At 46.9% G+C, this 24,548-nt stretch carries 18 protein-coding genes; 7 read left to right on the top strand and 11 right to left on the bottom strand.

Annotated elements, in window-relative coordinates; translation table 11 throughout:
- Nucleotides 1-190: 190 nt before the first annotated feature.
- Nucleotides 191-2,173 (bottom strand): calcium-binding protein, encoded by a 1,983-nt coding sequence (locus tag QT973_RS09580; protein ID WP_333391223.1) that lies wholly within the window; start codon nt 2,171-2,173, stop codon nt 191-193.
- A gap of 463 nt (nt 2,174-2,636) precedes the next feature.
- Nucleotides 2,637-3,770, bottom strand: coding sequence for a cob(I)yrinic acid a,c-diamide adenosyltransferase (locus QT973_RS09585; protein ID WP_333054445.1), 1,134 nt, complete (start codon nt 3,768-3,770; stop codon nt 2,637-2,639).
- A gap of 227 nt (nt 3,771-3,997) precedes the next feature.
- On the opposite strand from QT973_RS09585, the gene fraC reads away from it, so the two are divergent.
- From fraC to larE, 4 genes are all read left to right on the top strand, one after another.
- Nucleotides 3,998-4,516, top strand: a complete 519-nt coding sequence (gene fraC, locus QT973_RS09590; protein WP_333054446.1) for a filament integrity protein FraC — start codon at nt 3,998-4,000, stop codon at nt 4,514-4,516.
- A 5-nt stretch (nt 4,517-4,521) separates the two neighbouring features.
- Nucleotides 4,522-5,520, top strand: coding sequence for a DUF5357 family protein (locus tag QT973_RS09595; protein WP_333054447.1), 999 nt, complete (start codon nt 4,522-4,524; stop codon nt 5,518-5,520).
- A 189-nt stretch (nt 5,521-5,709) separates the two neighbouring features.
- Complete coding sequence (locus tag QT973_RS09600) at nt 5,710-6,483, top strand: ABC transporter permease (protein WP_333054448.1); 774 nt, start codon at nt 5,710-5,712, stop codon at nt 6,481-6,483.
- 354 nt (nt 6,484-6,837) lie between these two features.
- On the top strand, nt 6,838-7,665 hold the full coding sequence (larE, locus tag QT973_RS09605) for an ATP-dependent sacrificial sulfur transferase LarE (protein ID WP_333054449.1): 828 nt from the start codon (nt 6,838-6,840) through the stop codon (nt 7,663-7,665).
- 452 nt (nt 7,666-8,117) lie between these two features.
- Here the strand turns inward: larE and QT973_RS09610 are convergent, their stop codons facing one another.
- Nucleotides 8,118-9,950 (bottom strand): polysaccharide biosynthesis/export family protein, encoded by a 1,833-nt coding sequence (locus QT973_RS09610; protein WP_333054451.1) that lies wholly within the window; start codon nt 9,948-9,950, stop codon nt 8,118-8,120.
- A gap of 333 nt (nt 9,951-10,283) precedes the next feature.
- Here QT973_RS09610 and QT973_RS09615 point away from each other — a divergent pair, with 333 nt between their 5' ends.
- Nucleotides 10,284-10,973, top strand: coding sequence for a class I SAM-dependent methyltransferase (locus QT973_RS09615; RefSeq protein WP_333054452.1), 690 nt, complete (start codon nt 10,284-10,286; stop codon nt 10,971-10,973).
- Nucleotides 10,974-11,032: 59 nt separating this feature from the next.
- On the opposite strand, the gene QT973_RS09620 is transcribed toward QT973_RS09615, so the two are convergent.
- The 4 genes from QT973_RS09620 to QT973_RS09635 all read right to left on the bottom strand — a co-directional run bounded on the left by QT973_RS09620 (nt 11,033) and on the right by QT973_RS09635 (nt 12,824).
- Nucleotides 11,033-11,380, bottom strand: a complete 348-nt coding sequence (locus QT973_RS09620; RefSeq protein WP_333054453.1) for a type II toxin-antitoxin system RelE/ParE family toxin — start codon at nt 11,378-11,380, stop codon at nt 11,033-11,035.
- Nucleotides 11,380-11,634, bottom strand: a complete 255-nt coding sequence (locus QT973_RS09625; protein ID WP_242716968.1) for a hypothetical protein — start codon at nt 11,632-11,634, stop codon at nt 11,380-11,382. Before QT973_RS09625 ends, QT973_RS09620 begins: the two co-directional genes overlap by 1 nt.
- Nucleotides 11,635-12,343: 709 nt before the next feature.
- Complete coding sequence (locus tag QT973_RS09630; RefSeq protein WP_333054454.1) at nt 12,344-12,565, bottom strand: hypothetical protein; 222 nt, start codon at nt 12,563-12,565, stop codon at nt 12,344-12,346.
- A complete protein-coding gene (locus QT973_RS09635; RefSeq protein WP_333054455.1) occupies nt 12,552-12,824 on the bottom strand; it encodes a BrnT family toxin in 273 nt (90 codons plus the stop codon). Before QT973_RS09635 ends, QT973_RS09630 begins: the two co-directional genes overlap by 14 nt.
- A 63-nt stretch (nt 12,825-12,887) precedes the next feature.
- Here QT973_RS09635 and QT973_RS09640 point away from each other — a divergent pair, with 63 nt between their 5' ends.
- Nucleotides 12,888-13,526 (top strand): histidine phosphatase family protein, encoded by a 639-nt coding sequence (locus tag QT973_RS09640; protein ID WP_333054456.1) that lies wholly within the window; start codon nt 12,888-12,890, stop codon nt 13,524-13,526.
- 148 nt (nt 13,527-13,674) lie between these two features.
- On the top strand, nt 13,675-14,442 hold the full coding sequence (locus QT973_RS09645; protein WP_333054457.1) for a YebC/PmpR family DNA-binding transcriptional regulator: 768 nt from the start codon (nt 13,675-13,677) through the stop codon (nt 14,440-14,442).
- A gap of 9 nt (nt 14,443-14,451) precedes the next feature.
- Here the strand turns inward: QT973_RS09645 and QT973_RS09650 are convergent, their stop codons facing one another.
- From QT973_RS09650 to QT973_RS09665, 4 genes are all read right to left on the bottom strand, one after another.
- Complete coding sequence (locus QT973_RS09650) at nt 14,452-15,054, bottom strand: Uma2 family endonuclease (RefSeq protein ID WP_333054458.1); 603 nt, start codon at nt 15,052-15,054, stop codon at nt 14,452-14,454.
- 494 nt (nt 15,055-15,548) lie between these two features.
- Nucleotides 15,549-17,423, bottom strand: coding sequence for an adenylate/guanylate cyclase domain-containing protein (locus tag QT973_RS09655; RefSeq protein ID WP_333211253.1), 1,875 nt, complete (start codon nt 17,421-17,423; stop codon nt 15,549-15,551).
- 159 nt (nt 17,424-17,582) lie between these two features.
- The gene (locus tag QT973_RS09660) at nt 17,583-20,891 is read right to left on the bottom strand and encodes a PAS domain S-box protein (protein WP_333314910.1); all 3,309 of its coding nucleotides are present in this window, start codon (nt 20,889-20,891) and stop codon (nt 17,583-17,585) included.
- Between the two features lie 387 nt (nt 20,892-21,278).
- The gene (locus QT973_RS09665; RefSeq protein WP_333211257.1) at nt 21,279-24,530 is read right to left on the bottom strand and encodes an SMC family ATPase; all 3,252 of its coding nucleotides are present in this window, start codon (nt 24,528-24,530) and stop codon (nt 21,279-21,281) included.
- Nucleotides 24,531-24,548: the final 18 nt, after the last annotated feature.

A 24,548-nucleotide genomic window follows, 5' to 3' on the forward strand; every position in this document is an offset into this window, starting at 1 on the left:
TTATCGAGATTATTGATGGGTGGCAAAATTTATGGGTGAACCCGCCCCTACAGATTCTACTTTTCGGCCCAATTCCCAATGCCCACAAAAAAGCCAGGGATGGATATCCCCAGCTCGAAACATAGGACAATTAGTTTTGAGAGTTGGTAGGGCGATGTTTCAGAATCGACCCCACCCACTTTTACCCAACTTAAATCAGGGTAATGTCAGAAGCCGTAATGCCCGGTCTGCCATTCAGAATTGCCAGCGTAACTACTCCGCCAGCAGTACCAAAACCGTTAGAGTCATATCCTAGTCGTCCAGTTTCATTTTCATAAAAGACGAACGGCTCTGTCGCGCCCGCCCCGGCTGGACCAAAACTGCCGTTGTACTGCCCACTCTCAAGCGGCAAGAACGCCTTCGAAGAAATTCGATTCGTATTATCCAGTACCCTCAAGTTGGGGAAGCCGTTGGAGTCATTGATTTGGAAGATAAACTTGTCTTGGCCGACTGTAAAATCGCCGATTTGGTCTACGTTAGTACCCACGGCGCCCTCGCCGGAGTTGTTGTAGTAGAAGCTGTCATTACCCGATCCGCCAATCAGGGTGTCAGCACCAGGGCCGCCGCCGAGAGAGTCGTTACCGTCGCCTCCGATCAAATAGTCGTTACCAAAGCCGCCCAGCATGGTGTCGTTCCCGCCACCGCCAATTAAGGTATCGTCCCCGGCTCCTCCGAGGGAGTCGGTAGCATTGGATGAGTCGCCGAACAGGATGTCATCCCCGTTACCAGTAGTGATCACATCAGTGCCGTTGCCACCAATAATGAAGTTGCTGCCTAAGGTATCGGTAATCAAGTTGACGACTGTGCCGCTAAAGGTGATGGTGCTAGCGTAGGAGATGAAGTCGTTACCCTCCAAGTTGCCAATCAGGCGATCGAACTGGCTGCCAAAGATGATGGTGTCACTTCCCACGCCACCGTTCATGAGGTTGGTGACGGTGAAGCTGCTGCTAGTAGTAGGATTGGTGTAGCCAATTAACGAGTCGTTGCCCAGCCCGCCTTCGAGAGTAATCAAAGCAGTACCAGTACCAGCAAAAATGGCAGCGGTAGCATTGATAGTATCGTTGCCATCTCCACCGGCTGCATTAGTAAAGGTTCCGCTGAGGCTGTCGTTGCCTTCACCGCCGATCATTGTATCCGTCGCAAAAGCTGCAACGATCGTGTCATTGCCTACTCCGCCGTCGAGCAAGTTGCGACCCGCGAAACCTGGAAATGAACTCCGCGCGCCTACGCTCGAAATTACATCCGGCACCGACGCCGACCGGATGAAGTCGTCGCCTTCACCTCCCAACGCGGTATCAGAAAAGGCAAAAACGTTGATCGTGTCGTTGCCTTCGCCGCCGTCAAAGAAGTTTCTGCCGCCGCCAAAGTCGCCGATCGCGCCGTTGAGAGAATCGTCGCCGCCACCGCCAATCAAGGTGGTTCTCTCAATGCCGATCGTGATGACGTCGGTAGTAAAGGGGCTGCTTTGCGTACTGTTGGTAATGACTAAGGTGTCGTTGTCATCATCGCCCGACAGGTAGCTGTTGCTGGCCACACCACGTAGCGTGTCGTTGCCTTTACCGCCATAAAGACTGTCTCTTACATTGATACCTACAACTAAGTCGTCGCCCAAATCACCCCGCAAGAAGTTGCTGCCTTCATTGCCAGCGAAGCCAATAGCCAAGCCACCCTCTAAAGAGAGGTTGTTGCCACCGCCTGCGATGAAGAAGCCGATCGCGTCATTGTCCTTACCGCCATAGAGGGAATCTCCTCTCTGCGCCCCTCCCAGCATCGTATCTGCGCCCTCATTACCAAACATGAGGTTAGCTTCGACAGTACCTTGGACGAAGTCTTCTCCCTCGCCGCCGTACAGGGTAGCGCGGGCTTCAGCGACTATGGTGTCATTACCTCGGTCGCCTAACAGCAAAGCCGGAGTGCGCTGGGATCTGATTGAGTCTTCGTCGTCGCCGCCGTACAGTGTATCGTTCGGGCCAACTGAAATCAGAGTATCGTTATCGCCTTGGCCAAATATTAAGCTGCCGCCCAGGGTGGAAGTTCTAACGAAATCCGCCCCGCCTGCGGCGAAGATTGTATCCGGGCCCAGTCCCGGAAGGTTTAAATCTAGTTGATTAGAATCGTCATTTAACGTTGTCATAAAGCTTCACTCCTCTACTTGTTGGTCATCGCTGGTGCGACTACAGACACTGCCTAGAACACCGAATGTTTGGATTCCGCTGTAGTTTAACCTGTTTGCCAGCCGCAAGTCTAGCCTACTGGCGTTAACCCTGTCTAGACTTTCTCCCTCGCGGATTTTTTGCTTGTAAGCTTTTATATTCAATGTCTTCACCCTTTAATAATCCTGGTGCACTGTCTCAGGTGCTCACGCTCTACAAGACGCGGCTCATATTCTTAATGTTCCATTCTGGATTGGCGGTCGGGGATCGCGTCCGGGGGAGGAAATTAAAGATTAAAAAAGGCTGATCTGGGTGATCCCGAAGACAAGGAAAATTGGGAGATTTGTTACTTGGTAACAAGGCTTTGTGGCAATTTCCGGTTTTCCAGGCAGGGCCCTCATTTAATAATTCTGGCCCGGATTGAACTCGGTACCGCTCCGGGCTTTAAAAGTCTACGCCCCGCTTTAGTTCTACGCCCCGATCGCCGTAGTGTTTGTGACAGTATACCTCGGAGTGTACGCTTGCCAAGTCAAAGTAAGCGTGGGGTTTGTGGCAGCGCCCGGTGATAATAATTTCTGTATCCCGCGGCTTGCGTAGCAGGGCTTCGACGATCGGCTCTACCGGCAGCAGTTCTAAGTCTACTGTGGGATTGAGTTCGTCGAGAATAATCGTTTTGTACCAACCGCTGGCGATCGCACATTTGGCGATTTCCCAGCCGCGTTCTGCTTCTATGCAGTCTAGCTCTTGCTGTTGCCCCCGCCAAACTATAGCATCTCGGCCGCACCGCTGGTGATCTACTAGCTGGGGGTAGCTTTGTCGCAAGGCTGCGATCGCCGCATCTTCTGTATAACCGGTGCCACCTTTGAGCCATTGCACGATTAACACCCGGTGAGATTGGTCTTGACTGATACCCCTACCTATTGCCTGCAAAGCTTTTCCCAAAGCGCTCGTAGACTTGCCTTTCCCCGCTCCGGTGTATATTTCGATACCGGAAATATGATGGTCTGCCGCTGCGGGGTTATAGTGGGGCTTCATTTCTGAGTGTAAGTCGGCAATCTCCAGCAAAGCTTCGGGGGCCGCTCGGCCTGTGGCGATGACTTCTAAATATTCTGGTTTGTTTTTGAGGGTTTGGACTACTTCGTCAACTGGCAGCAAACCCAAGTCCAATACGGGGTTTAGTTCGTCTAGTACCACCACGGAATAGAGCGAGCTTGCGATCGCTCCTTTGGCGATATCCCAGCCTCGCTGAGCTTCGGCCCGATCGAAGCGGGTGATTGCTTCGGCCCCAAAATATTCGGCTCTGCCGGTTCGCACTTGGTCGATCAAGTGCGGAAATGCCCGTTGCAAGGCTTCTATTGCCCCGTCTTCGTCGTAGGAGCGGCCGGGGCCTTTGAGAAAGCGCAGCAATAAGACTCGTGTGGGCGAGTCAGAATTGATACCCAGCCCGATCGAGCGCAACACTACTCCCAAAGCTGCCTGAGACTTGCCTTTACCAGCGCCGTCGTAGACGTGAATCTGACCCGCGGCGCGTTCCGAGCGGGATGAGGCTGTCCGAATACCAATGCCATTCCTTACCATAATCAGCAGTTGTTTGAGTCTGTATCGGGGTGGGTATTCGATCGCGCGCCTTGAATGTTTAATTTTTCCATTCTGTTGGCGGATCTCAACAGATTATACGATAACTTCTAACTCCCAATCTTTTAAGCAGCGATCTAACGGAATCAGGTGCTCAAACCTCCGGTTAAGATTCTTCCGCTTGTGCTGTACAATTAAAATTTAACACGGACTGATATACCTAAAGGCTTATGATTGCGAGTGTTTTCCCATTTCGGACTGTTTTGGTGCAAATTTTAATTATGTTTTTGGCGATCGCGATCGAATCGTGGTTTTTGCAAAAACTACTTAAACTCGGCCCCAAAACCAGCATTGAATATACAGCCATCCTCAATCTATCTTGCACTTGCGTAGGCTGGTTAGTTTTCTTCGGCATTGAAAGCGTTCTTAGCAAAGAATTGCGGGAACAGCTTATCGGTTATATTTTATTAGGACGTGGGGATAATGTTTACGCTCCAATAACTATGATAGCACTGTCAGTATTAGCAGTAACCTTTCTAGCTAAATGGCAGGGATTAGAATTCATAGAAAACATGGTTTCCGGCAATAAAAAAGCTTCCACACCTCAGTTTTTAGGACCACCAACCCTCACCCGCCGTCCTCCCAAAAAAACTTTTCAAGTAACTACCCAGTTTGGGGGAATTTTAATCGCCCACACTGTTAGCAATCTCGTTATTTTAACCGTGTTGTTTTTGCAAAGCGTGTATTGAAATTTATGATGAAGCAATTTTTAGATGTCACTCAGCAGCTAACTAAGCTGACGAACAACCTTTGGGAAACCAATAAAAAAATCCAAAAGGCGATGATTCCGCCTAAAGTTGTTCACTGGAAGACTCCTTTACTACTCAGCATCTTTTTAGCTTTGCTGACAGTGGCAGCCGTAACTGACTGGCGGACGAGAACTCTGCTTTTTGATATGAGCTGGTTATTATTTACACTTTCAATGGGTTTGCTGACCAGCCAGCAACCTTTTGTGATTAAAGGAGTAAGTCTGAGTCCGTGGGTGACAAGCATCTTAATTGGCTTGTGGTTACTGATAAGATTACCGTCGGATAGGAAGGAAATAGCATGGATATCCGGCCCACTTATAGCAGTAGCAGTTCTTGCTACAATAGAGATTTGGAATAGCGAGTCAAAACGGGAAGGTATCAGGTCGTTGGTGCGCCCTCAGTTTTTGATGATTACTCTCGTTCACCTGCTGTTTTCCTGTTGGTTTGCTTTTCACTTTTTAATTCAAGGTTGGATAGAACAGTATCCGAGTGTTTTATCTCAGGATTTAAGGCAAAGCGATTATGTGGTGACATTTCAACAGCCAACTATTAATCGCTCCCGAGGAGTTGTCATCCTCAATGAAATGGAGCGATACCTGCGAAATGAAGCCCGCACAAAACCGTGGGCGCAGGTAGAGCAAATGTTAATAGATATTGACAATGAGCGATTTTTTCTGCGGAATCAAGCCTTACAAACAACTGGGGTAGTCGCAGAAGATGGGAGGTGGGATGTCAAAACTTCGATCGTCCAAGGAGAGTCTCGCTATCAGTTAGATATGCAGGCAACTTGGCTGGGAGTGGTTTTTAGACCGGAAATATATTCGTTTACCAAATCTTGCGAGGTGTTCCAGATAGCCAATAGGGCGACTGTAACCTGCGATGCCATCAAACGCTCTCAACCCGGACAGAAAAAAGATGGAACGCCGGGGGACACTCAAGTTTGATTCTGTCTCTGTTAACTAATTGCGATGGGTATAGCGGGAGAGTGGGAGAGTCTGAAAGTGGGAGAGTCTGAGAGTCTGAGATGGAAAAAATCCTCTTTCTTCCCTCTTCCTTCTTCCTTCTTCCCTCTTCCTTCTTCCTTCTTCCTTGCACTAAAGTATGGCGAAAGTTTCCAGCGGGTTAATAACTAGATGAATTTGAGAAGAATCTTGACAGTCGCGACCAATGTATTTTGGGAAGTAATTCGCGATCGCATCCTTTACTTAATTATTATTTTTGCTCTGTTGATGGGCGCCTCGGTACGGTTGATACCGGAATTGGCGGCGACAACCGAAAAGAAAATTATCTTAGATATCGGTTTGGGTGCTATGAGCATTCTCGGTTTAATTGCCACAGTGTTTGTGGCTACCGGACTGGTCAACAAAGAAATTGAAAAGCGCACTGTTTATCTGTTAGTTGCTAAGCCGATAAGTCGGGCTGAGTTAATTGTGGGCAAGCACTTAGGACTGTCGGCGGTGCTGGCGGTGCTTGTAGCGGCAATGACTGTTATCTATCTGGCTATTCTGAGTTTGAGTAGCATTCCTTTCCCTTTGGGAAGCATTTTAATCGCTTCGCTGTTTATCTGGTTTGAGCTTTGTCTCATGGCTGGTGTAGGGATTTTATTTGGGGTGTTCAGCAGTTCGCTGTTGGCAACTTTACTGACATTTGGCGTTTATTTGATGGGACATTCGACGCGGGATTTAGTGGCTTTGGGCAAGTTAACTAAAAATCCTGGCCTAGAACAATTGATGATGGGACTATATCTGGTTTTGCCGGATTTAGCCAGATTCAATTTGAGAAATGATGCTGTTTACGGACAAGTTCCTTACTTGGCAGGTTTGATTACAGATGCTGGCTACGGTTTGCTGTATGTGGTGCTGCTGCTGTCAATTGCGATCGCCATATTTTCCCGTAGGGAATTTTAAAACGCGCCTTCGCTACTTTCAAAAGTGTGACTATATCAAATTATCACGCTAAAATATAAAGGAGGCGATCGCTCAGAAATCTCAACTAAAACTCAAACTTTTAATTGATCCCGAATAAGCTATTCTGTATTTAAATAGTACCTTTGGGCGGACTTTTCTGCCCTCCCCACAAGATAGGGACTTACGCATCGGGGTCCAGAAACCGGGTTTGTTACCGAATCTGCGGTCTACAACGCGTCTTTTCGTAAAAAAAACCTCGTTTCTAAACAATAGTGCGTAAGCCCTAAAGATGTTGAAGAGACATCCCCCTGTAAATTAGATTGCGATAGCTTAGCAGTAAGAAAAAATGAAATTATGTTAGTAGAAAAACTCGAACAATTAAAAGATATTTTCGCACAAATGGAACGGGCTTTGATTGCCTACTCCGGCGGAATTGACAGCACTTTGGTAGCAAAAATCGCTTTTGATGTGTTGGGCGATCGCGCTTTGGCAGTGACGGCAGTTTCCCCCTCTCTACTGCCCGAAGATTTAGAAGATGCGCGGATTCAAGCAGCAGAAATTGGTATTGCCCACGAGGAAGTACAAACTCAGGAAATGGCAAATCCAAATTACACTTCTAACCCGGTTAACCGCTGCTATTTCTGCAAAAGCGAACTGCACGATACTTTGAAACCCCTAGCACTAGCAAAGGGTTATCCTTATGTGGTGGATGGGGTTAATGGTGACGATTTAAAGGATTACCGTCCCGGAATTCAGGCGGCAAAGGAACGCGGCGCGCGATCGCCTTTAGCCGAAGTAGGAATCACTAAATTTGAGGTGCGGCAATTGGCAAAAGAATTGGGTTTGCCTTGGTGGGACAAACCGGCTCAACCTTGTCTCAGTTCGCGCTTTCCTTACGGCGAAGAAATCACCGTTGGAAAGTTGCAAAGAGTGGGGCGCGCCGAACGGTATTTGCGGCAGTTGGGACTGAAAAATCTGCGAGTGCGATCGGACGGAGATACGGCACGCATTGAGTTACCCGCAGAGGAGATTCAGGAGTTTGTGGTAAACACGGATTTGCCTGCATTGGTGGCGGTATTTCAAGAGTTTGGTTTTGTTTACGCTACTTTGGATTTGGAGGGGTTTCGCAGCGGCAAATTAAATCAGGTTTTGCAGCCGCAGTTGTTGGAAACGAAAGGTTGATTAATTTTCCCGAATACAAAAATTTTTTCATGATTGATGTAGTTTGGGACATGGACAAAGGGGAACAATGTCAATCGAACCTTTATCTTTGATGTAGCAACTTATACGTTTCAAGGATCGAATTGTTAGGATTACAGGACTTACGCAAAAGTAAGGTATTTCTGTTGCCCAGCGAACTCAGTGAAGCAATCTCAAGGTGGCGTTACTTAATCAGGGTATGAAAAAAAAATCACTTTAAAATCCACCCGCTTTGTGGATACTGGTTTCTCTGACGGGCCTATTTAACGTTTCATACCGTAAATCAGCAACGCCTAGAGGGCCGGCACTCTTGGCACGGCCCCTACGGATAATGAAACAGCCCTGCCTTTGCTCGGACGAAAGTTTGACTCTATGCAGCGGTTTCAACCACCTCTTCATAAAAATGGTGGCTAACTATCAACGCCCGAGTCCGATCAAGGAGTAGTTGGCTGAATTTGCTGTGGCTGCATTTGCTGCTGCTGATTTTGGAGCTGAAGTTGCTGCTCCTGGATCTCGATTTGCCGATTCTCAAGATCTATTTGCCGCTGTCTGTCTTCGAGTTGCAAGCGTCTGTCTTCAAGTTGCAGTCTTCTGTCTTCTGCTTGCTGCAATCTATCTTCACGTTGTAGCTCTCTTTCTAGCAGTCTGTCTTCACGTTGCTCTTGTCTGTCTTGACGTTGTTCGCGAAGCTCTCTGAGCTGATTTCGTCGCTCGAAATCCCCTCCCAAAAATAAGTTTTGAAAAGCGTTGATAGTTGCTTGAAACCCAGTAAAAACGCTGCTAACAGCGCCGATACCTGTTGCTACTCCTGTTATTGGCTGCAAGAAAGTGTTGATATTGTCTGCTACCCTAGCATAGCCCGATCGCGCTACCAGAATCACATCGTTGTTGCGGAGAGTGGGGTTATTATTAGGATTCAATCCTTGAGCAAAATCCACCTCTATCGTGCGGCGAGAAACAGTACCGTTGGGATTCAATCGCAATAGTTCTACCTTGTCTTTTTTAGCCCGCAATTGATTGAAACTGCCTGCGGTGAGCAAAGCTTGGTGCAGGGATGTACTAGGTCGCACCTGCAAAGCCCCAGGCCTAATTACTTCTCCTACAATATTGATGCTAATCGCGTTCGGAGAAAAACTGCTATTTGCAACTTGAGAAACTTCAGCTAAGTCTACCGTAGCCGCTGTCGGGATAATTACGCTATCTCCTTCTTGCAGCAAAATATCTTGAGTTGCGTCGCCTTTTTGCAGTAAATCCCACAGATTTACCATGATAGTTTGTTCGTTGCCACCTCTGACTCGGCGGCGGATTTGTACGCGGCGAATGTCAGCTTCTGTAGTGATACCACCAGCAATTTTCAGTGCTCTAGTTATTGTTGGTAAGCCCACAACTGCTCCTTGCTGTTGGTCGATAGATACAAAACTCAACTCTGTTTGTTGGTTGCTCGATCGCACATCCGAAGCAAATACAGTATAAGGCCCCGGCCGGTTTACTTCCCCGACAATTACTACCCCAATTGGTTTAGTAATATCAGCGGAAAAATTAGCACTGGCTCTTTGACGAACTTCTTGAGTATTGAGGGCACTTGCTGTCGGTATAAAAATTGTATCTCCATCTCGAATGGTAACATCTTGACGCAAATTTCCCGTCTCTAAAAAATCCTGCAAATCAACAGTAGTAACTTGCTCCGGCCCGCCTCTGCGGGGACGACGAATTTGGACATTTCGCATATCTCCTGCTGATGTCACCCCTTGTGCAAGTTGCAGCATTTCCATCAAAGTCGGGAATTTTACTCCTCCTCCTTCTCTAGTGGGATTAATCTTGTATGAACCCGGGCGAGTAACTTCACCGGCAAGACCTATATTTAGGGGGCGAGCGACTACCAGAGTCACGGTAACAACGGGAACATTGATGAAGGGTTCGTATCGCTGGGTAATCACATTAGCGGCTTGTTGCAGCGTCAACCCTTGAATTGAGACGCTACGAATGATTGGCAAATTGAGCGTCCCGTCAACTAGCACTTGATATTCTCTGCTGAATTCAGGGACGCCGAATATCTCTAAAGCAATGCGATCGCCCGATCCTAAAGTATAAGCTGCTTCTTGTGTCAGCGAACCCGGAGGTGGCGGCGGTACTCTCGGTTGGTTTTGGTTCCTAGCGGGCACAGGATTTCTGACGGCAGGCAACTGAGCTCTACTGGGCGGCGAACTCAATAGCACCAGGAGTGCTGACAAACTCAGACTTGTAGCGGTTTGAACGGTATATTTCATCTTTCTTCCCTGGTTGCGGCCTGCCATTGAACAAGAGCAATTTAGCTAGTGGATTGTAGTTTATTTTCCCTGCTGTCCAGTGTAGCCTCGCTTTGCGGCAAAATCCACAGGTACAAGCATAAAAATTGTGCGATCGCACTTAACTATTTTGCCCCTTGTTTGTAAAGAAAGTGTAAAGCCCGCCAACTGTTGTCAGGATTAATATCTCGTTTGAGCAAAATTCTTCATACATAAGTCCGCATACAAATCAACCCGCCGCAGAAAGGAGATAGAAAAAAACCGCCCTGATTTGAGGTAAAATGTTAAATAATTCTCTCTGCAGGACAAAGACAAGTGTCACTAAAATTGGATAAAGTAATTCCCTGGGGACGCTGCTTGGATGAATACATAGGAATGTTTAGCTTGACATCAAGTGACCTCAAGCTAGCAATTCTTGATTGTGCTGGCGGCCCAGCGAGTTTCAATGCCGAAATGACTCGCCAAGGTAAAAAGGTAATTTCTTGCGATCCAGTTTATCAGTTTACTGCGGTGGAAATTGGCGATCGCATCCAAGAAACATATCAAACTGTGATTGATGCTGTCAAAGCCAATGTAGACGGCTACCTGTGGAACAATTTTGAATCGCCCTACCAGCTAGGAGAAGTGCGAATGAAGGCGATGCAGGAATTTTTAGAAGATTTTCCATCTGGCTTAGAGCAAGGCCGCTACCTGAATGCTGAGCTGCCAGTTTTGCCTTTCGATAACGGTCAATTCGATTTAGCTTTGTGCAGCCATTTCTTATTTGCTTATTCTCACTTGCTTTCCGAAGAATTTCATTTGGAAGCAATTACAGAAATGTGTCGGGTTGCGAAGGAAGTCCGGGTATTCCCTCTATTGCAGAGTTTTAGCGGGGAGGAATCCGATCACTTAAATCCGATTATCACCGAATTAAAAAAGAGAAGTTTTAGTGTAGAAATTCAAGAGGCTCCTTATGAGTTTCAAAAAGGCGGGAATAAGATGCTGCGAGTTAGGGGGCGAATGTAATTCGCGGCTGCGGAGGGCATGGCAATTTGCGATCGCTTATTTCCAAAAAATTAGATAAGCTAAGCATAAGGTTCTGCCTCATCTTGGGGTTCGCCAATCGCACGCTGGACTGCATGGCGAATGTGGATAATCCTCACCGTTGGTATGGGTTGATCGTCAAAAATAATGAAGAGTATGCGATACGTGGTTTTACCACTTCCATACAGAAGCTGGCGAATCTCTTGGCTGAAAAACGCGTTTTCACGGGCTAAAACACAACGACGCGGCATTTCTTTCAGTGAGGAAATCGCTTTAATCAAACCCTGATACCATGCTTGAGCGCGTTCGGGAGTCGTGAATTGGGAAAAGTTCAGAAACGCTGCATCAGCTTCAGATTGAGCTGTACTGGAAAAGTCAATGCGATACATTATGCTTCCAAAGAAAGTCCGTATTTCTGGTTTTGTCTATCGACAAACTCTTCCAGAGTAGAAAACTGACCCCGATCGAAGTCATCAAGTCCGCGTTGAATCCCTTCTAATGCCTCGAAGAAATCGCTTTCATCAAAGCTAAGTCCGAACGCGATAACAGCTAGGGTAACGCTGGTTATATCTTGTCCTGTACTTTCCGCCCGTTGGCGCAGCAGTGCTTCGATTTGGGGGGGTAAGGTGAGTGTAAGAGTCATAAAAGTTATGATGAATGGTTAACTTTATTTTCTAACTTTATTTTGGCATAGGTAGCCAAAACGATCGCTTCCTAAACTATCTGCCCATTCCTGAAACCGATCGAGCTCTGCGGCCCGTCTTGTTTTTCTGGTAATCTTGGAAGGCTGCGAGACTCAAGGCGATCGTTTCTTCTTCACTGAGGGTTTGAAACTCCTTTGCTGTGTCAATTTCGCCCCACTGATATCCCTCCGTTTCCTCGGCAATTTCTGCGATTGTTCAAAGTCGCTGAGATTACCGTTGGACTGATTCAGTCATGAAAGCACGATCGCCTTAACCGAATCGCTGGGCATGGCTTGAATTTGGGCGTGGAGTTGCTTTAAGCTGTTCTGCATTTAAATTGGATGTCAAAAAATAATCAAACTATTGTGGGGTGGGCGTCCCGCCCGCCCTGAACCTACAATTTAAATGCGCGACAGCTTATAGATTGAGCCATTGGACAATAGAGAGTGACTGATGTAATTTTAGCGCAGTGTCAAATAGTTGCACATACTATAGCAATCCTACATGAGTCGTAATTTTTTACCCCACCCCAACCCTCCCCTTACTAAGGGGAGGGAGTAAGAAGTTCACAAATGATTTAGAATGGCTATATAAGGCACAGTGGCGATAAAATTAATTAAAGACTTTAAAGCGACCCCACGGATCGATCGGGGGGCTTATTTCGCGGGCTTATTTCTCAGATACCACGTTTTCTTTAGTAATTCTAATCAAAAACCGCAGAGCTTCATTCACTGCTTCAGAATCGGGAAACATCTCTGCAACATCCGGTTCTAAACGAATATTTACACCACCAAAGGTCTTTCGTCCCGATCCTACCCTTCTTACACGCAACTTCCTCAAATCATATTCCGACCGAAGCTCATCGTCCATCCCTGTTTCATCCTTCTTCATAAACTTCTCGCTCCACTCGTGTTACTTTTCTGGCGCTAATCAAACGAATAAAATCTGCTCTTTCTGTATACGACACTATCAATAAATTACCTTGCTGGGACTCTCCAACAATAATATAGCGATCTTCTTCATCAGAGTGATCCGGATCGTAGAAATCGACGTAGAGGGGATCGTCAAAAACCGTTCTGGCTTCCTCAAATGAGATCCCATGCTTGGACAAATTTACCGCTGCCTTCTTTTCATCCCACTCGAATTTCATAAAGAGCCCAAATCAGCATCTTTGATATAATATTACACCTAGAAGCAAAACTCAAACCAACTCATGCCACAAACAGTCTGGATCGCACGACACGGAAACCGCATCGACTTCGTTAACCCCGACTGGTTTCTCACCGCAGAACACCGCTACGATCCCCACCTTTCCGAAGACGGTCACGTTCAAGCCAAACAACTCGCAAATCGCCTCAAAGGAGAAGGAATTTCTCATATTTTTGCTTCCCCTTTTCTGCGAACTGTCCAAACAGCAAATCACGCGGCAGAAGCTCTCGATTTGTCAATTAAACTAGATTGGGGACTGTGCGAATGGCTGAATCCTGAATGGATGACAGAAATGCCGGAAACAGAGTCCGTCGAAGCTTTGTGCAGGCGTTTTCCCAGGATTGATGCTTCCTACAAAGGCGGTATTGCTAATTATCCCGAAACCGTGGAAGCTTGTTTCAAAAGGGCGGGGGAAACGGCTAAACGCCTCGTGGCTGATTTTCCCGAAGATATGTTATTAGTAGGTCACGGTGCGTCGGTTTTAGGCACTGCGATCGGGCTGGCGGGGGGTGCAGAAACGGAAATTAACGCTTCTTTGTGCTGTTTGGTGAAAGTGGTGCGGGATGAGGGAGAATGGTCGATCGCACTTAATGGCGATACTTCTCACCTGACTGACTCTGAAACCGCGATCCGGTTTAATTAAAGTTGAGATTCGTGCCAAAAATCGCATTTTATGCTATGTGTGTAAGGTGCGCGGCAGAAGAGCACCCTACGTTCATCTGATTAGTCCGAATCTGGGTGTTATTGTTTAATCTCGATCGCACATTTTAAATCGAAAATCTTAAATCGATATGGCTGGACACAGTAAGTGGGCGAATATTAAACGCCAAAAAGCGAGAGTTGATGCCGTTAAAGGCAAGGTTTTTGCTAGAATATCTCGCGAAATTATTGTCGCGGCCCGCAGCGGAGTTCCCGATCCCGCTGGCAATTTTCAACTGCGGACGGCTATTGAAAAAGCCAAGGCGGCGGATATTCCTAATGAAAACATAGAAAGGGCGATCGCCAAAGGTGCTGGCTTGGCGGGGGGAAGTTCGGATTTAGAAGCTATTCGCTACGAAGGTTACGGCGTTGGCGGAGTTGCTATTCTGATTGAAGCGCTGACAGACAATCGCAACCGCACAGCGGCTGACTTGCGAGAAGCTTTTACTAAAAATGGCGGCAACCTGGGCGAAACTGGTTGTGTGGGCTGGATGTTTGACAACAAAGGAGTTTGTACGGTACGCGGGCCGATTGATGAGGAACAATTGTTTGAAGCGTCGCTAGAGGCGGCTGCGGAATCTTATGATTTGATATTAATTGATGAGGATACTGAAGGTGCAGAGGTATTTACAAGTGTGGCTAATTTGGAACAGTTGGCTGATGTTTTGAAACAAAAAACTTTTGCTGTTGTGCAGTCGGAAACTCGCTGGATTCCGAGCAATACAGTGGAAATAGACACTCCTGAAAAAGCTCGATCGCTCTTGAAGTTAATGGATGCACTGGAAGATTTGGACGACGTGCAAAGTGTGACGGCGAATTTTGAAATGACAGATGAATTGATGTCTTTGAGTATGGTTTAATGCTCTAAATCACCAGATTTTTGCCATCCGCAAGACAAATCCCGGTAACTCTGGATCTGCGCTGACTGTTTCAGGATTATCTAAGATTTCCTGTTCGCGATTGGGACGGTAAATATAGACTTTTCTGTTTTTGCGATCGACCAAAAAGCCGAGCGATACACCGTTCTCAATATATTCTTGCATCTTATTTTGCAATCCCTTGAGAGTGTCACTAGCAGACCGCAATTCAATCACAAAGTCTGGACAAATCGGTGCGAATGAGGCTTTTTGTTCTTCAGTTAAGGCATTCCAGCGCTCTAGTTTAATCCATGAGGCATCGGGAGATCGGGTTGCTCCATTCGGCAAGGTAAAGCCTGCACTGGAGTCAAACGTTTCACCTGTGCCATCTTGTTCTGCCCAGTTCCCCAATTGTAGGGCAATCTTGAAGTTGCGGTTCCCTGTATCTGAAAAGGCTGGTGACATAATGATAACTTCCCCACTGGCTGTACGTTCAATTCTCAAATCGCGATTAACTAGACAGAATTCATAAAACTGTTCAACAGTCATCGATTGGATCGCAGGGAAATTGACCGTCAGTGGGACGCTTTCGGTTTGAATTAGCAGCGTCGTCATGGTTTTTCCTTTTTTTGGTGCAGGGGTGATATAATACCTTGATATTACACTATTTTAGCTTGGCGCTCGAAAGTCTTAGTCGATCGGGGAGTCGGAGGCTTGTATCCGTTTTTGGGCTGGATTAATCGATTTTAGATTTTAGATTTTAGATTTTAGATTTTAGAATTGAAGCATTTTTAGATTAAAGATTAAAGATTAAAGATTAAAGATTAAAGATTAAAGATTAAAGATTAAAGATTAAAGATTAAAGATTAAAGAATAGAAGCCTTGACCCAGCCCAAAAACGGATACCGTGCCACGTACTCCTGTCGTGGAAAGATAAAATTTTTAGACCCTAGTTCAAGATCCCAGATTTATCTGTGGGGTAAATCTAAAATCTAAAATCTAAAATCGACTGACCCCACGGATAAATTTGGGGGGCAAGTTTCATCGGATACAGGTTTTTTATTTCTGGACGAATGAATCCGGGGGCTTGTATCCCGGATGCTTGATTGTCAATAATCTTTTTTCCCAGTCAGTAAATAAGTAACCATGTATCCCTTGCCCTTAACTTGAATGGCGCCGCGCTTCTGAAAAGTATATTTATCTTTTAATCTCTCGTAGGTTTCGGCGGTGACTTGAATGCAGCCGGTAATCCCGTGGGATTCCATGCGCGAAGCAATATTTACTGTGTCGCCCCAGAGGTCGTAAATAAACTTTTTTAAGCCGATAACGCCTGCAACGACAGGCCCACTGCTAATCCCGATCCGAATGCTGAAAGGTTCCGAATGTTCTAAACTCAGCAGCCTAATTTCGTGCAGCATATCGATCGCCATGTTCGCAACGGCCTCGGCATGATCCTCTCTGGCTGTAGGCAAACCGCCGACAACCATGTAAGCGTCACCAATAGTCTTAATTTTCTCCAAACCGTGGCGATCGGCCAAGTGGTCAAAAGCCGAAAAAATATCGTTGAGCACTTCCACCACCGCCGTCGCTGAAATTCTCGACGAAAGCTCTGTAAACCCCACAATGTCGGCAAACATCACAGTTACTTCCGCAAAACTTTCGGCGATATTGTGTTCATTGTCCTTCAAACGCAGGGCGATCGCAGCAGGCAAAACGTTGAGCAGCAGTTGCTCGGATTTAGCTTGTTCGAGTTCCAACTGTAGGTAAGCAGCCTGCAACTGTTCGGCTTGGCGAATTCTTTCTCCGGCTAGCTTTTCGATTTGGGCGGTGCGACTCAAAGATGTCAGCATATATGTCACCGGAATCAGAGTCCACAGCATCCCCATCGTCAGAGTTCCCCAAGAGCGCCAGTGCTTGCGAATCCGGCGAATTTCCGGCGTTGCAGACACGTACATAGACCACTGGCGGCCGCTAATTTTCAGCCGCCTTCTGCAAGCTGTATAGTTCGGGCCTGGATTGTCAAGAATTGGGCAGTTTTGCATGAGGGATCGGTCAGCAGTGGCTGATACTGGAAGCACTTGTTGGCTCGCGGATTGGAACTGCACCGCAAATTGCTGAATTTGGCCCTCAGCAGGGAGATTTTTGAGAACCGGGTTGGCCGTTTGGGGTAACAGTGACGCTGCTTGTTGCTTGTCTGGAGCCTCGCTAACGAGATAAATATTGAGGTATTCGGTATTGCGTCCTTTTAAAGAGGTTTGGAAAATATCTTTGCCTCGAAATACGCCCAGAACAAATCCTTGTAGCAGTTGGCGACGGGATTCCAGGGTAGTCGGGTTACTGCTGTTTTCGTAAATCGGAACTATGGCCAAAAGACCTAGTTCCGGGGAATTGCCTTGAGTTAAGCCGATGTAGTTGGTGACAATCATTTCTCCTGTATCGCGTCCTCGATCGAGCGCAGCGCGGATTTCTGGGTGGGAGGCGAGGTCAAAGCCGAATGCTGTCTCGTTTCCGGCTGGTGGTTCGACGTAGAAAGCCGGGAAGTATTCGGAACGCTGGAGGGCCTTGCGGAGTTCTCCTCGCGGGCCACGCTCTGTAATCTCGAAGCTGGGGTCGGTTTCGGTTCTAGCTTTGGTTTCGTAGTTGCGTCGCTCGTCCTGGGGGACGCGGGGGGCCCAAGCCAGGAGTTGCAGGCTGGGGTGGACGGATAGGGGACGGGCGACAAACCGGGCAAAAGAGGAACGCTCGACGGTGTTGAAGGCTTTCATGTAGTCGCTGAGGGCGAGAACAGTATCTAAGTCGGAGTTGAGCTGGCGTTCGATGCCGATCGAAATATCGTCAATGCGGCGGTGCATTTCGTAGTCGCGGCGCTTGTCTTCCCAGTCCCAAACCAAGGCGAATGTGAGAAGCGACAGTCCCACACCCAAACCCAGCGTCAACCCGGCTGGAATGTAGCGAGACCAGGATAAAGGTAGTTTTTTCAGCATATTTGCCTAGCGAATAAGGGCAGCAGATTAGCACACCGCTGAGTGCGATTTGTTCCGGCCTCTGAGTGCGGTTAATTCAAAACCCTGATAACTCAAGCACCGACGGCAATTGGGAGTTAAAAGTTAGATATTTAAACTTTTAGATTAATCGACGATCGCTCAGCAGGGGATTTCAATCCAGAATTCCGCTCCCTGTCCGGGCGCTGAGATGCACCGCAGGCTTCCCTTATGTTTTTCTACCACAATCTGATGGCTGATGGATAATCCTAAGCCGGTTCCAGCCCCTACGGGCTTGGTGGTGAAGAACGGGTCAAATAGCCGCTTGCGAACCTCTTCGCTCATTCCCGGCCCACTGTCGGCGATGCAAATTACAATGCGATCGCAATCACTGAGCTGGCTTTTACTGTGGCTTTTCAACCCAGCTTTTTTCATGAGGGTGCGAATCACGATCGTCCGAGGTTCCGGTTGGTTTTCTAGAGCGTCGATCGCATTGCTTATAATATTGAGAAAAACCTGGTTTAACTGTCCCGCACAACAGTATATTTTGGATATCTTTCCGTATTCTTTAATGATTTCAATCCCGCTTTTTATACTTGCTTGATGCAATCTATGCTGCAAAATTAACAGTGTACTGTCAATTCCTTCATGAAGGTCTACCAACTTCATTTCTGATTCATCCAGTCTCGAAAAATTTCGCAGCGACAACACAATATTACTGATTCTTTCTACTCCTACTCTCATGGAATTCAGCATTTTTGGCAAATCTTCCTTCAGAAAATCCAACTCTAACTCCTTAACTTTTTCAGCAATCTGAGGTACTGGGGACGGATAGCATTCCTGGTAGAGACTTAACAGTTCAATTAAATCGTGAAAATAGTTATAAGTGTGAGAAATATTGCCGTTAATAAAAGTTGCGGGATTGTTAATTTCGTGGGCAATCCCAGCCACCATCTGACCGAGACTCGACATTTTTTCGGATTGAACTAATTGGATTTGAGCGTTTTGTAGTTGTTCGTAGGCTTCTTGCAATTGGGCGGCTTGTTTTCTTAATTGAGATTCGGAAGCTTGGAGTGCGGCGGCGGAAATTTTGCGATTGGTTATATTTTCAATCATCCCTAAGTTGTAAATAGGTTGTCCTTCGCCGTCTCGAATTAAAGTAGCTGTCACATTTACCCAAACAATTTTACCTGTAGCGGTAATCTGGCGGAGTTCGATTTGATAGTGAGTAATTTCTCCCCGCTCAAGAGAATCAGCAACTTGGAGATTTTTGGGAGAATCTTCGGGATGCCCAAGTTCAATAAATGTTTGGGCGAGCAATTCGGCTGCGGTATATCCCAGCATTTCACAGTAAGTTTTATTGACTCTCACTAACTTGTTATCATCTAAATTAGCTAAGTAGATAGCGATGGGTGCATCTTCAAAAATTGTGCGAAATAGTTCCTCGCTGGCCCGGACTTTAGCTGTGAGGGAAAGGCGATCTGTGATGTCTTCAAAGGTAGACAAAATGCCGACAACATTGCCGGAATTGTCGTGTAAAGGTATTTTATTTGTATCCAGACAGCACTGGGTGCCGTCGGCTTGCATTTTGGATTCTATGATGTGATATTCTGGGGTGTTGGTTGCCATGATGCGGCGGTCGCAGGCTCGAAAAAATTCTGTTTCTTCCGGCTTCCAGGGCATATCGAAGTCGGTGAGACCGGCGATTTCACTGGGGTGATTGAAACCTGCGACTTTGGCAAAATTTTTGTTGCCTCCCAAGTAAACTAAATCTCGATCTTTCCAGGCGATTAACTGAGGGATGTTATTGATTACTAACCATAGCATTTTTTGGGATGTTTCCAAGGCTTCCGTGCGTTCTCGGACGCGCTTTTCAAGTTCTTGATTGGCTTGTTGCAGGGCGATTTTTGACTGGCCCAGGGCGATTTCTGCTAGCTTGCGATCGCTGATGTCGATTGTCACTCCCTCCCACAGTATATCGCCCCCAGGCTGCCGCTCGGGGCGGGCTATGCCGCGAATCCATTTCAGTTTTCCCGATCCGGTTACGATCCGCCCTTCATATATCCAAGGTTTGAGAGTTTTGCCGGAAAGGGCGATTGATTCTAACAGATTTTTTAGGTCTTCTGGATGCACCCTTGCCCAAATTAAATCGGAGTTTTGTTGAACTTTTTCAGGATCTAATTCGTAGAGTTCCCAGCAGCCTGAACTGAGATAAATGAATTCATCGGAACCGTCGGGATGCCGCAAGTATTGATAAATCATTCCCGGCACATTGGCGGCCATTTTTTGGAATCTGGCTTCGCTTTGCCGCAGTGCTGATTCTGCAAGTTTGCGATCGCTAATATCAATCAACAAGCCGTCCCAAATAATGTTATCTTTTTCGCCCGGTTCTGGTCGGGAAGCCCCGCTAATCCACTTAATCCGATCGCCCGGAAAAACAAATCTGCCTTCCCACCGCAAAGGCTCTAAAGTTTTAGCTGAGATAGCAACAGATTCATGGAAGCTTGGCGCATCGTCTTGATGAATCATTTCGAGCGCGGGAATAGCTGAGTTTTGCAGTACCTCTGGTTCTAATTCCCAGAGTTCGCGACAGCCGGAACTGACGTAGGGGAATGACATAGTGCCGTCTGCTGCTAACTGAAATTGATAAATCATTCCCGGAACGTTGGCTGCTAGTTTTTGAAACCTCGCTTCGCTTTGCCGTAGTGCTGTTTCTGCTTCTACGCGAGCGGTAATATCGTAAAATGCCGATAAAATTGCGGCTTCCCCATTAAAATTAATCGCTCGCATCGACATTTTTACCCAAAAAAAACTGCCATTTGCTTTCTTGAGGCAGATTTCTTCGCGGTCGCTAAAGCCATTCTTTTTGACCAATTCTAGTAGTTGAATGTTGTCATTTATATTGGCATAGATGTCAATTTTTTCTCCACCCACAAGTTGTTCATAACTCAAACCTAAACTTTCACCAACAGCAGGATTTGCATACAAAATGACGCTGTCTTCTAGGCGCGTAATTAACAGGGGCACGGGAGTTGTACTGGCAATCGCGCGCAATCTTTCTTCGCTTTCTTCCCTGGCAGTTTCGGCTGCTACTCTTTTGCTAATATCGTTCTGAACTCCGATAAAATGAGTTAATTTTCCCTCATTGTCTAAGATGGGGGAAACCATTAATTCGTTCCAAAAAGGAGTTTTGTCTTTGCGATAATTTTTGAGCACTACCTGAATTTCCGTTCCCGCTTCCAAGCTGCGGCGGAGTTTATTTAATTCGACCTGATCGGTATCTGGGCCCTGCAAAAATCGGCAGTTGCGTCCAATAACTTCTTCGGCACTGTAACCGGTCAGTTTCTCAAAAGCAGGATTGCAGTAGATAATCGGTATGTCAGGCTTGCGAGCATCCGCGATGAGAATGCTGTTGCTCGACGCTGCGATCGCCCGTTCTAGGAGAGACAGGTTGAAAGAGTCTGTTGTCATCTGTAGCAATATCCAAACTCCTTGGGAGCGGACAGAACAATAGAAAATTATAAATAGCTTGAGCCATTCTTATTCTATAATTTTATTTTTAATTTAGCTTTTTTAACAAAATCAGCAGCCCAAAAAAGCCGACGGGGAAAGGAGTAATACCATTGTAGATTTTAGATTTTAGATTTTAGATTGGCAATGACTGATTCCATTATGGTTTGGGGCACGGGCCTACAATTGCCTTTTTGTTTGAAAGTAAGTAGTATCACCGAAGGCATGAGGCACTTATCCAGAAAACAGAAGGTGAAAATACCGAAGGCGGCAAGAAAACAGAAGGTGAAAATACTGAGATTTTTAACTTTTTTTCTTCTCCTCCTTCCATCCGGCTCATCAACCCTTTTAAATTGACAAGCTAAGGCAAGAACCCTGAGCAGTTTTGCTTACTTCAATCCTGGCTTGAAAAGCTTCTTTCAGGTGAGGCATATGGGTAACGGTGAGGATGCAGGCGAAGTCGGAGGCGATCGCATTAATTGCAGCAATCAGCCGATCGCACCCTTCAGCATCCTGAGTCCCAAATCCCTCATCAATAATCAACATTTGCAAAGCCGTACCCGCCCGCTGAGACAGCAGTCTCGCCAGCGCCAGCCGAATCGCAAAATTAATCCGAAAAGCTTCACCGCCAGAGTAAGTTTCGTAGGCGCGAGTCCCGCGAGCATCAGCAATTAAAATGTCTAAAGTGTCAATCAATTTAGTTGCTTTTTTAGAAGCAGCCGCCCGCTGAGTAATAAATTGAACGTGCAATTGATTGGCGCTCAATCTCGACAATATCTGATTTGTTTCAGCTTCAAGTTGAGGCAAAACATTTTCAATCATTAAAGCTTGAATGCCGTTTTTACCAAATGCTTGACCCAACTCTTGATAAACTCGCTGCTGGCGTTTTGCAACTTGCATTTGCTCTTTTTGAGCTACTAGCTGAACTTGCAGAGTTTCCAGATTTTGCTGCTGCTGCTGGAGGCGTCCGAGACTGCCCAAATGTTGGTCTAGCTGCTGGCGGCGGCGACTGATTTGCTGTTCGATCGCACTTATGCGCGCTGTGGGATCGGGATGTTCTTGCAACTGCTGGTTCATCGCGGAAGTTTGAGCGCTGACAGCTTGCAAATCTCGATCGCGCACAGCGATGGAATTTGCTATTTCATTAACCCGCTGCTGCACTTGCGGATACTGCACAGTTGCCGATCGCAATTTTTCGGCGCGGGCGATCCAAAACTGCGATCGGCGCATTTCGCTCCGCACGTGTTCGTGCTGTTCCAAATTATAGCCAATTTCCGCAATGTATCTATCTAAAGATAGAATTTGCTGCTGTATTTCCGAGCTGTTTTTTTGCTGTTCTAACTGTTGCTGTACGGTGGCTAATTGAGTTTGCAAATCCGGGCGACGGGCATTAATTTTATTCAGTTTCTGCTGAGCGTCTTTGATTTGAGCTTGCTTAATTTCCGCCCACCGCAAGCGCTTTTCATCGCTGCGGGCGAGGGAATGGCTGCGATCGCTGTAATTGAGCTGTTGCAGTTGCTGTTCGATTTGCTGGAGTTCGCCCAAATCCTCCGCTGCATACTCGCCTGTGCGTAGCAACCGCTCTATTTCTGCCGCGTCTTGACGCATACTCTGCAGTCGAGTTTCATCTTGACTCAGGCTATCTAATTGTGCTTGCAAATGACTGCGACGTTCCCGCAATTCTTGGTAGGGCGCTAATTCCTCTTCTAGTTCGCGGTATTCATGTCTGAGGACTTGAATTTCGCGCTCGGAGACGGCTAACTGTTCGCGCACAACCCACAGTTGGTTCCAGATTTCCTGCTGTTGGGTGTGGTGTTTTGTGACTACCAAATTCCAGTAGTGTTCGTCTAAAGGTCGATCGCACAAAGGACAATTGCCAAAATTTGTATCCCGCACCATTAAATGCGAATTTGATGGCTCGTTTTCCGCAAAATTCGAGGCTTTACCTTCACCTGCGGTTTTTTCTCCTTCATGTTTCCGCAGCAGTTGCAGTTTTTGGTCGATCTCGGCGAGTCTGGTTTGATAGTCGCGGCTTTTGGCTTGCAGGTTTCCGAGAAAGTCGTGCCTTTCTTGACCTTTTTCGCGGACTCGCTGCTGATAAACTCGCTTGTTTTCCAACTGCAAAATTTGATTGGCGATGGCCGAGATTTCCTGCTGTAATTGCGGCTGTCGCTGCTGCTGCTGAACTTGCACCTGTCGGTTGATTTCCTCTAAGCGGGCGGTTAAACCGGCGCGGGCGCGATCGAGCTTTTGTTGCTTTTGCTGCTGCTGTTGTAGAAGCGGCGAAACTTGCAGTTGCAGTTGCTCTAGTTCGTTGAGGCGCGATCGAACTGCTTGCAACTGTGCGAGTCCTTTGTCAACCTCCGGCTGCTGTTTGAGAATTTCCAGAACATCTTTTTCATCCTGTTCTAAAACATCTAATTGAGCTTGCAATTGCTGAATTTTGCTTTGCAAAAAGCTCAGTTCTTGCCGCTGCTGTTCTTGCAATTGCTGGCGCTGATTTTGGGCTTGTTGGTTTGCCTTAAATTTTCCAGCCAGAGTCTCTTCTGTGGCTTGCAAGCTGTGGAAATACGCAATTCCTTCTGTTATTTCATTTTCTTGAACTAAGAGGGCTTGTAGCTCATTTTGCTGCTGTTTGGCGGCGCTGAGTTCTTGCTGCAAGCGGCGGCATTCTTGAGTGATATTGTAGTGCTGTTGCTGGTGGCCGGCGAGGAGTTTTTGCCAAGTTTGACGGTTGTGGTGCTGGAGTTGCAGTTGCTGTAACTCGGTTGTGTCGGCTTGCTGCTGCTGCTGAAGCAAATCGGTTGCTTGCTGCAATTGAGTTTGTTCGGCGGCGATGGTCTCTTTTTGTTGCAGTTGCTCTTGTACGGTTAGCAAACTCTGTTTGAGTACATCGACTTGAGCTTTAAATTGTTTGGACGTATCTTTGGCTTGGTCGGATAAAGTGTCGTAGGAGTCGAGCTTGAGCAGGTTGGCTAAAACTTGTTTGCGTTCGATCGGCTTTTTGAGCATAAATTCATCAGCTCGCCCCTGTCGCAAATACGCCGAGTTGATGAAAGTATCGTAATCAAGTTTGATGTGTTCGAGGATTTTTTGCTGAGTTGTTCTCAGCCCCTTGTCTGTGAGCGTGCGAAAATTCACCCCCCCCGACCCCCCCTTACTAAGGGGGGGAGAAGAATTTACTTCTTCGGGTTCCTCTTTACCAAGGGAAGAATTCACTTCTTGTGGCCCCCCCTTACCAAGGGAAGAATTCACTTCTTGTGGCCCCCCCTTACCAAGGGGGGGGAAGGGGGGGTTTGTTGCTACTTGAAATTCCAAACTTCCCGATTGTCCGCGTCGGCGGTTGCGAATCACCCGGTAGATTTGGCCGCCGGTGGAGAAAGTGAAATCAACGCGCACATCAGTTTCGCCGATATGGATGATATCGTCTTCCGTATCGCTGCGACAACAGCCCCAAAGTGCCCAGGATATGGCTTCTAAGAGGGAGGATTTGCCAGCACCGTTAGGCCCGCAAATGCAAGCGGTGTGCAGGCCGCGAAAGTCTAAAGCAGCTTCGCGATAGCTGAGAAAATTTTTGAGTGTAAGTTGTATAGGAATCATTTAGGCCATCGCGCCATA

The organism is Microcoleus sp. Z1_A1 (assembly GCF_036700305.1).
Classification (GTDB): domain Bacteria; phylum Cyanobacteriota; class Cyanobacteriia; order Cyanobacteriales; family Microcoleaceae; genus Microcoleus.

Coding starts and splice junctions, on each gene's coding strand:
- QT973_RS09640 (WP_333054456.1), top strand. CDS start 12,888: ATGCCACAAACAGTCTGGATCGCACGACACGGAAACCGCATCGACTTC.
- QT973_RS09620 (WP_333054453.1), bottom strand. CDS start 11,380: ATGTATCGCATTGACTTTTCCAGTACAGCTCAATCTGAAGCTGATGCA.
- QT973_RS09650 (WP_333054458.1), bottom strand. CDS start 15,054: ATGACGACGCTGCTAATTCAAACCGAAAGCGTCCCACTGACGGTCAAT.
- QT973_RS09630 (WP_333054454.1), bottom strand. CDS start 12,565: ATGAAGAAGGATGAAACAGGGATGGACGATGAGCTTCGGTCGGAATAT.
- QT973_RS09600 (WP_333054448.1), top strand. CDS start 5,710: ATGAATTTGAGAAGAATCTTGACAGTCGCGACCAATGTATTTTGGGAA.
- fraC (WP_333054446.1), top strand. CDS start 3,998: ATGATTGCGAGTGTTTTCCCATTTCGGACTGTTTTGGTGCAAATTTTA.
- QT973_RS09595 (WP_333054447.1), top strand. CDS start 4,522: ATGATGAAGCAATTTTTAGATGTCACTCAGCAGCTAACTAAGCTGACG.
- QT973_RS09665 (WP_333211257.1), bottom strand. CDS start 24,530: ATGATTCCTATACAACTTACACTCAAAAATTTTCTCAGCTATCGCGAA.
- QT973_RS09645 (WP_333054457.1), top strand. CDS start 13,675: ATGGCTGGACACAGTAAGTGGGCGAATATTAAACGCCAAAAAGCGAGA.
- larE (WP_333054449.1), top strand. CDS start 6,838: ATGTTAGTAGAAAAACTCGAACAATTAAAAGATATTTTCGCACAAATG.
- QT973_RS09610 (WP_333054451.1), bottom strand. CDS start 9,950: ATGAAATATACCGTTCAAACCGCTACAAGTCTGAGTTTGTCAGCACTC.
- QT973_RS09585 (WP_333054445.1), bottom strand. CDS start 3,770: ATGGTAAGGAATGGCATTGGTATTCGGACAGCCTCATCCCGCTCGGAA.
- QT973_RS09655 (WP_333211253.1), bottom strand. CDS start 17,423: ATGCTGAAAAAACTACCTTTATCCTGGTCTCGCTACATTCCAGCCGGG.
- QT973_RS09580 (WP_333391223.1), bottom strand. CDS start 2,173: ATGACAACGTTAAATGACGATTCTAATCAACTAGATTTAAACCTTCCG.
- QT973_RS09660 (WP_333314910.1), bottom strand. CDS start 20,891: ATGACAACAGACTCTTTCAACCTGTCTCTCCTAGAACGGGCGATCGCA.
- QT973_RS09625 (WP_242716968.1), bottom strand. CDS start 11,634: ATGACTCTTACACTCACCTTACCCCCCCAAATCGAAGCACTGCTGCGC.
- QT973_RS09635 (WP_333054455.1), bottom strand. CDS start 12,824: ATGAAATTCGAGTGGGATGAAAAGAAGGCAGCGGTAAATTTGTCCAAG.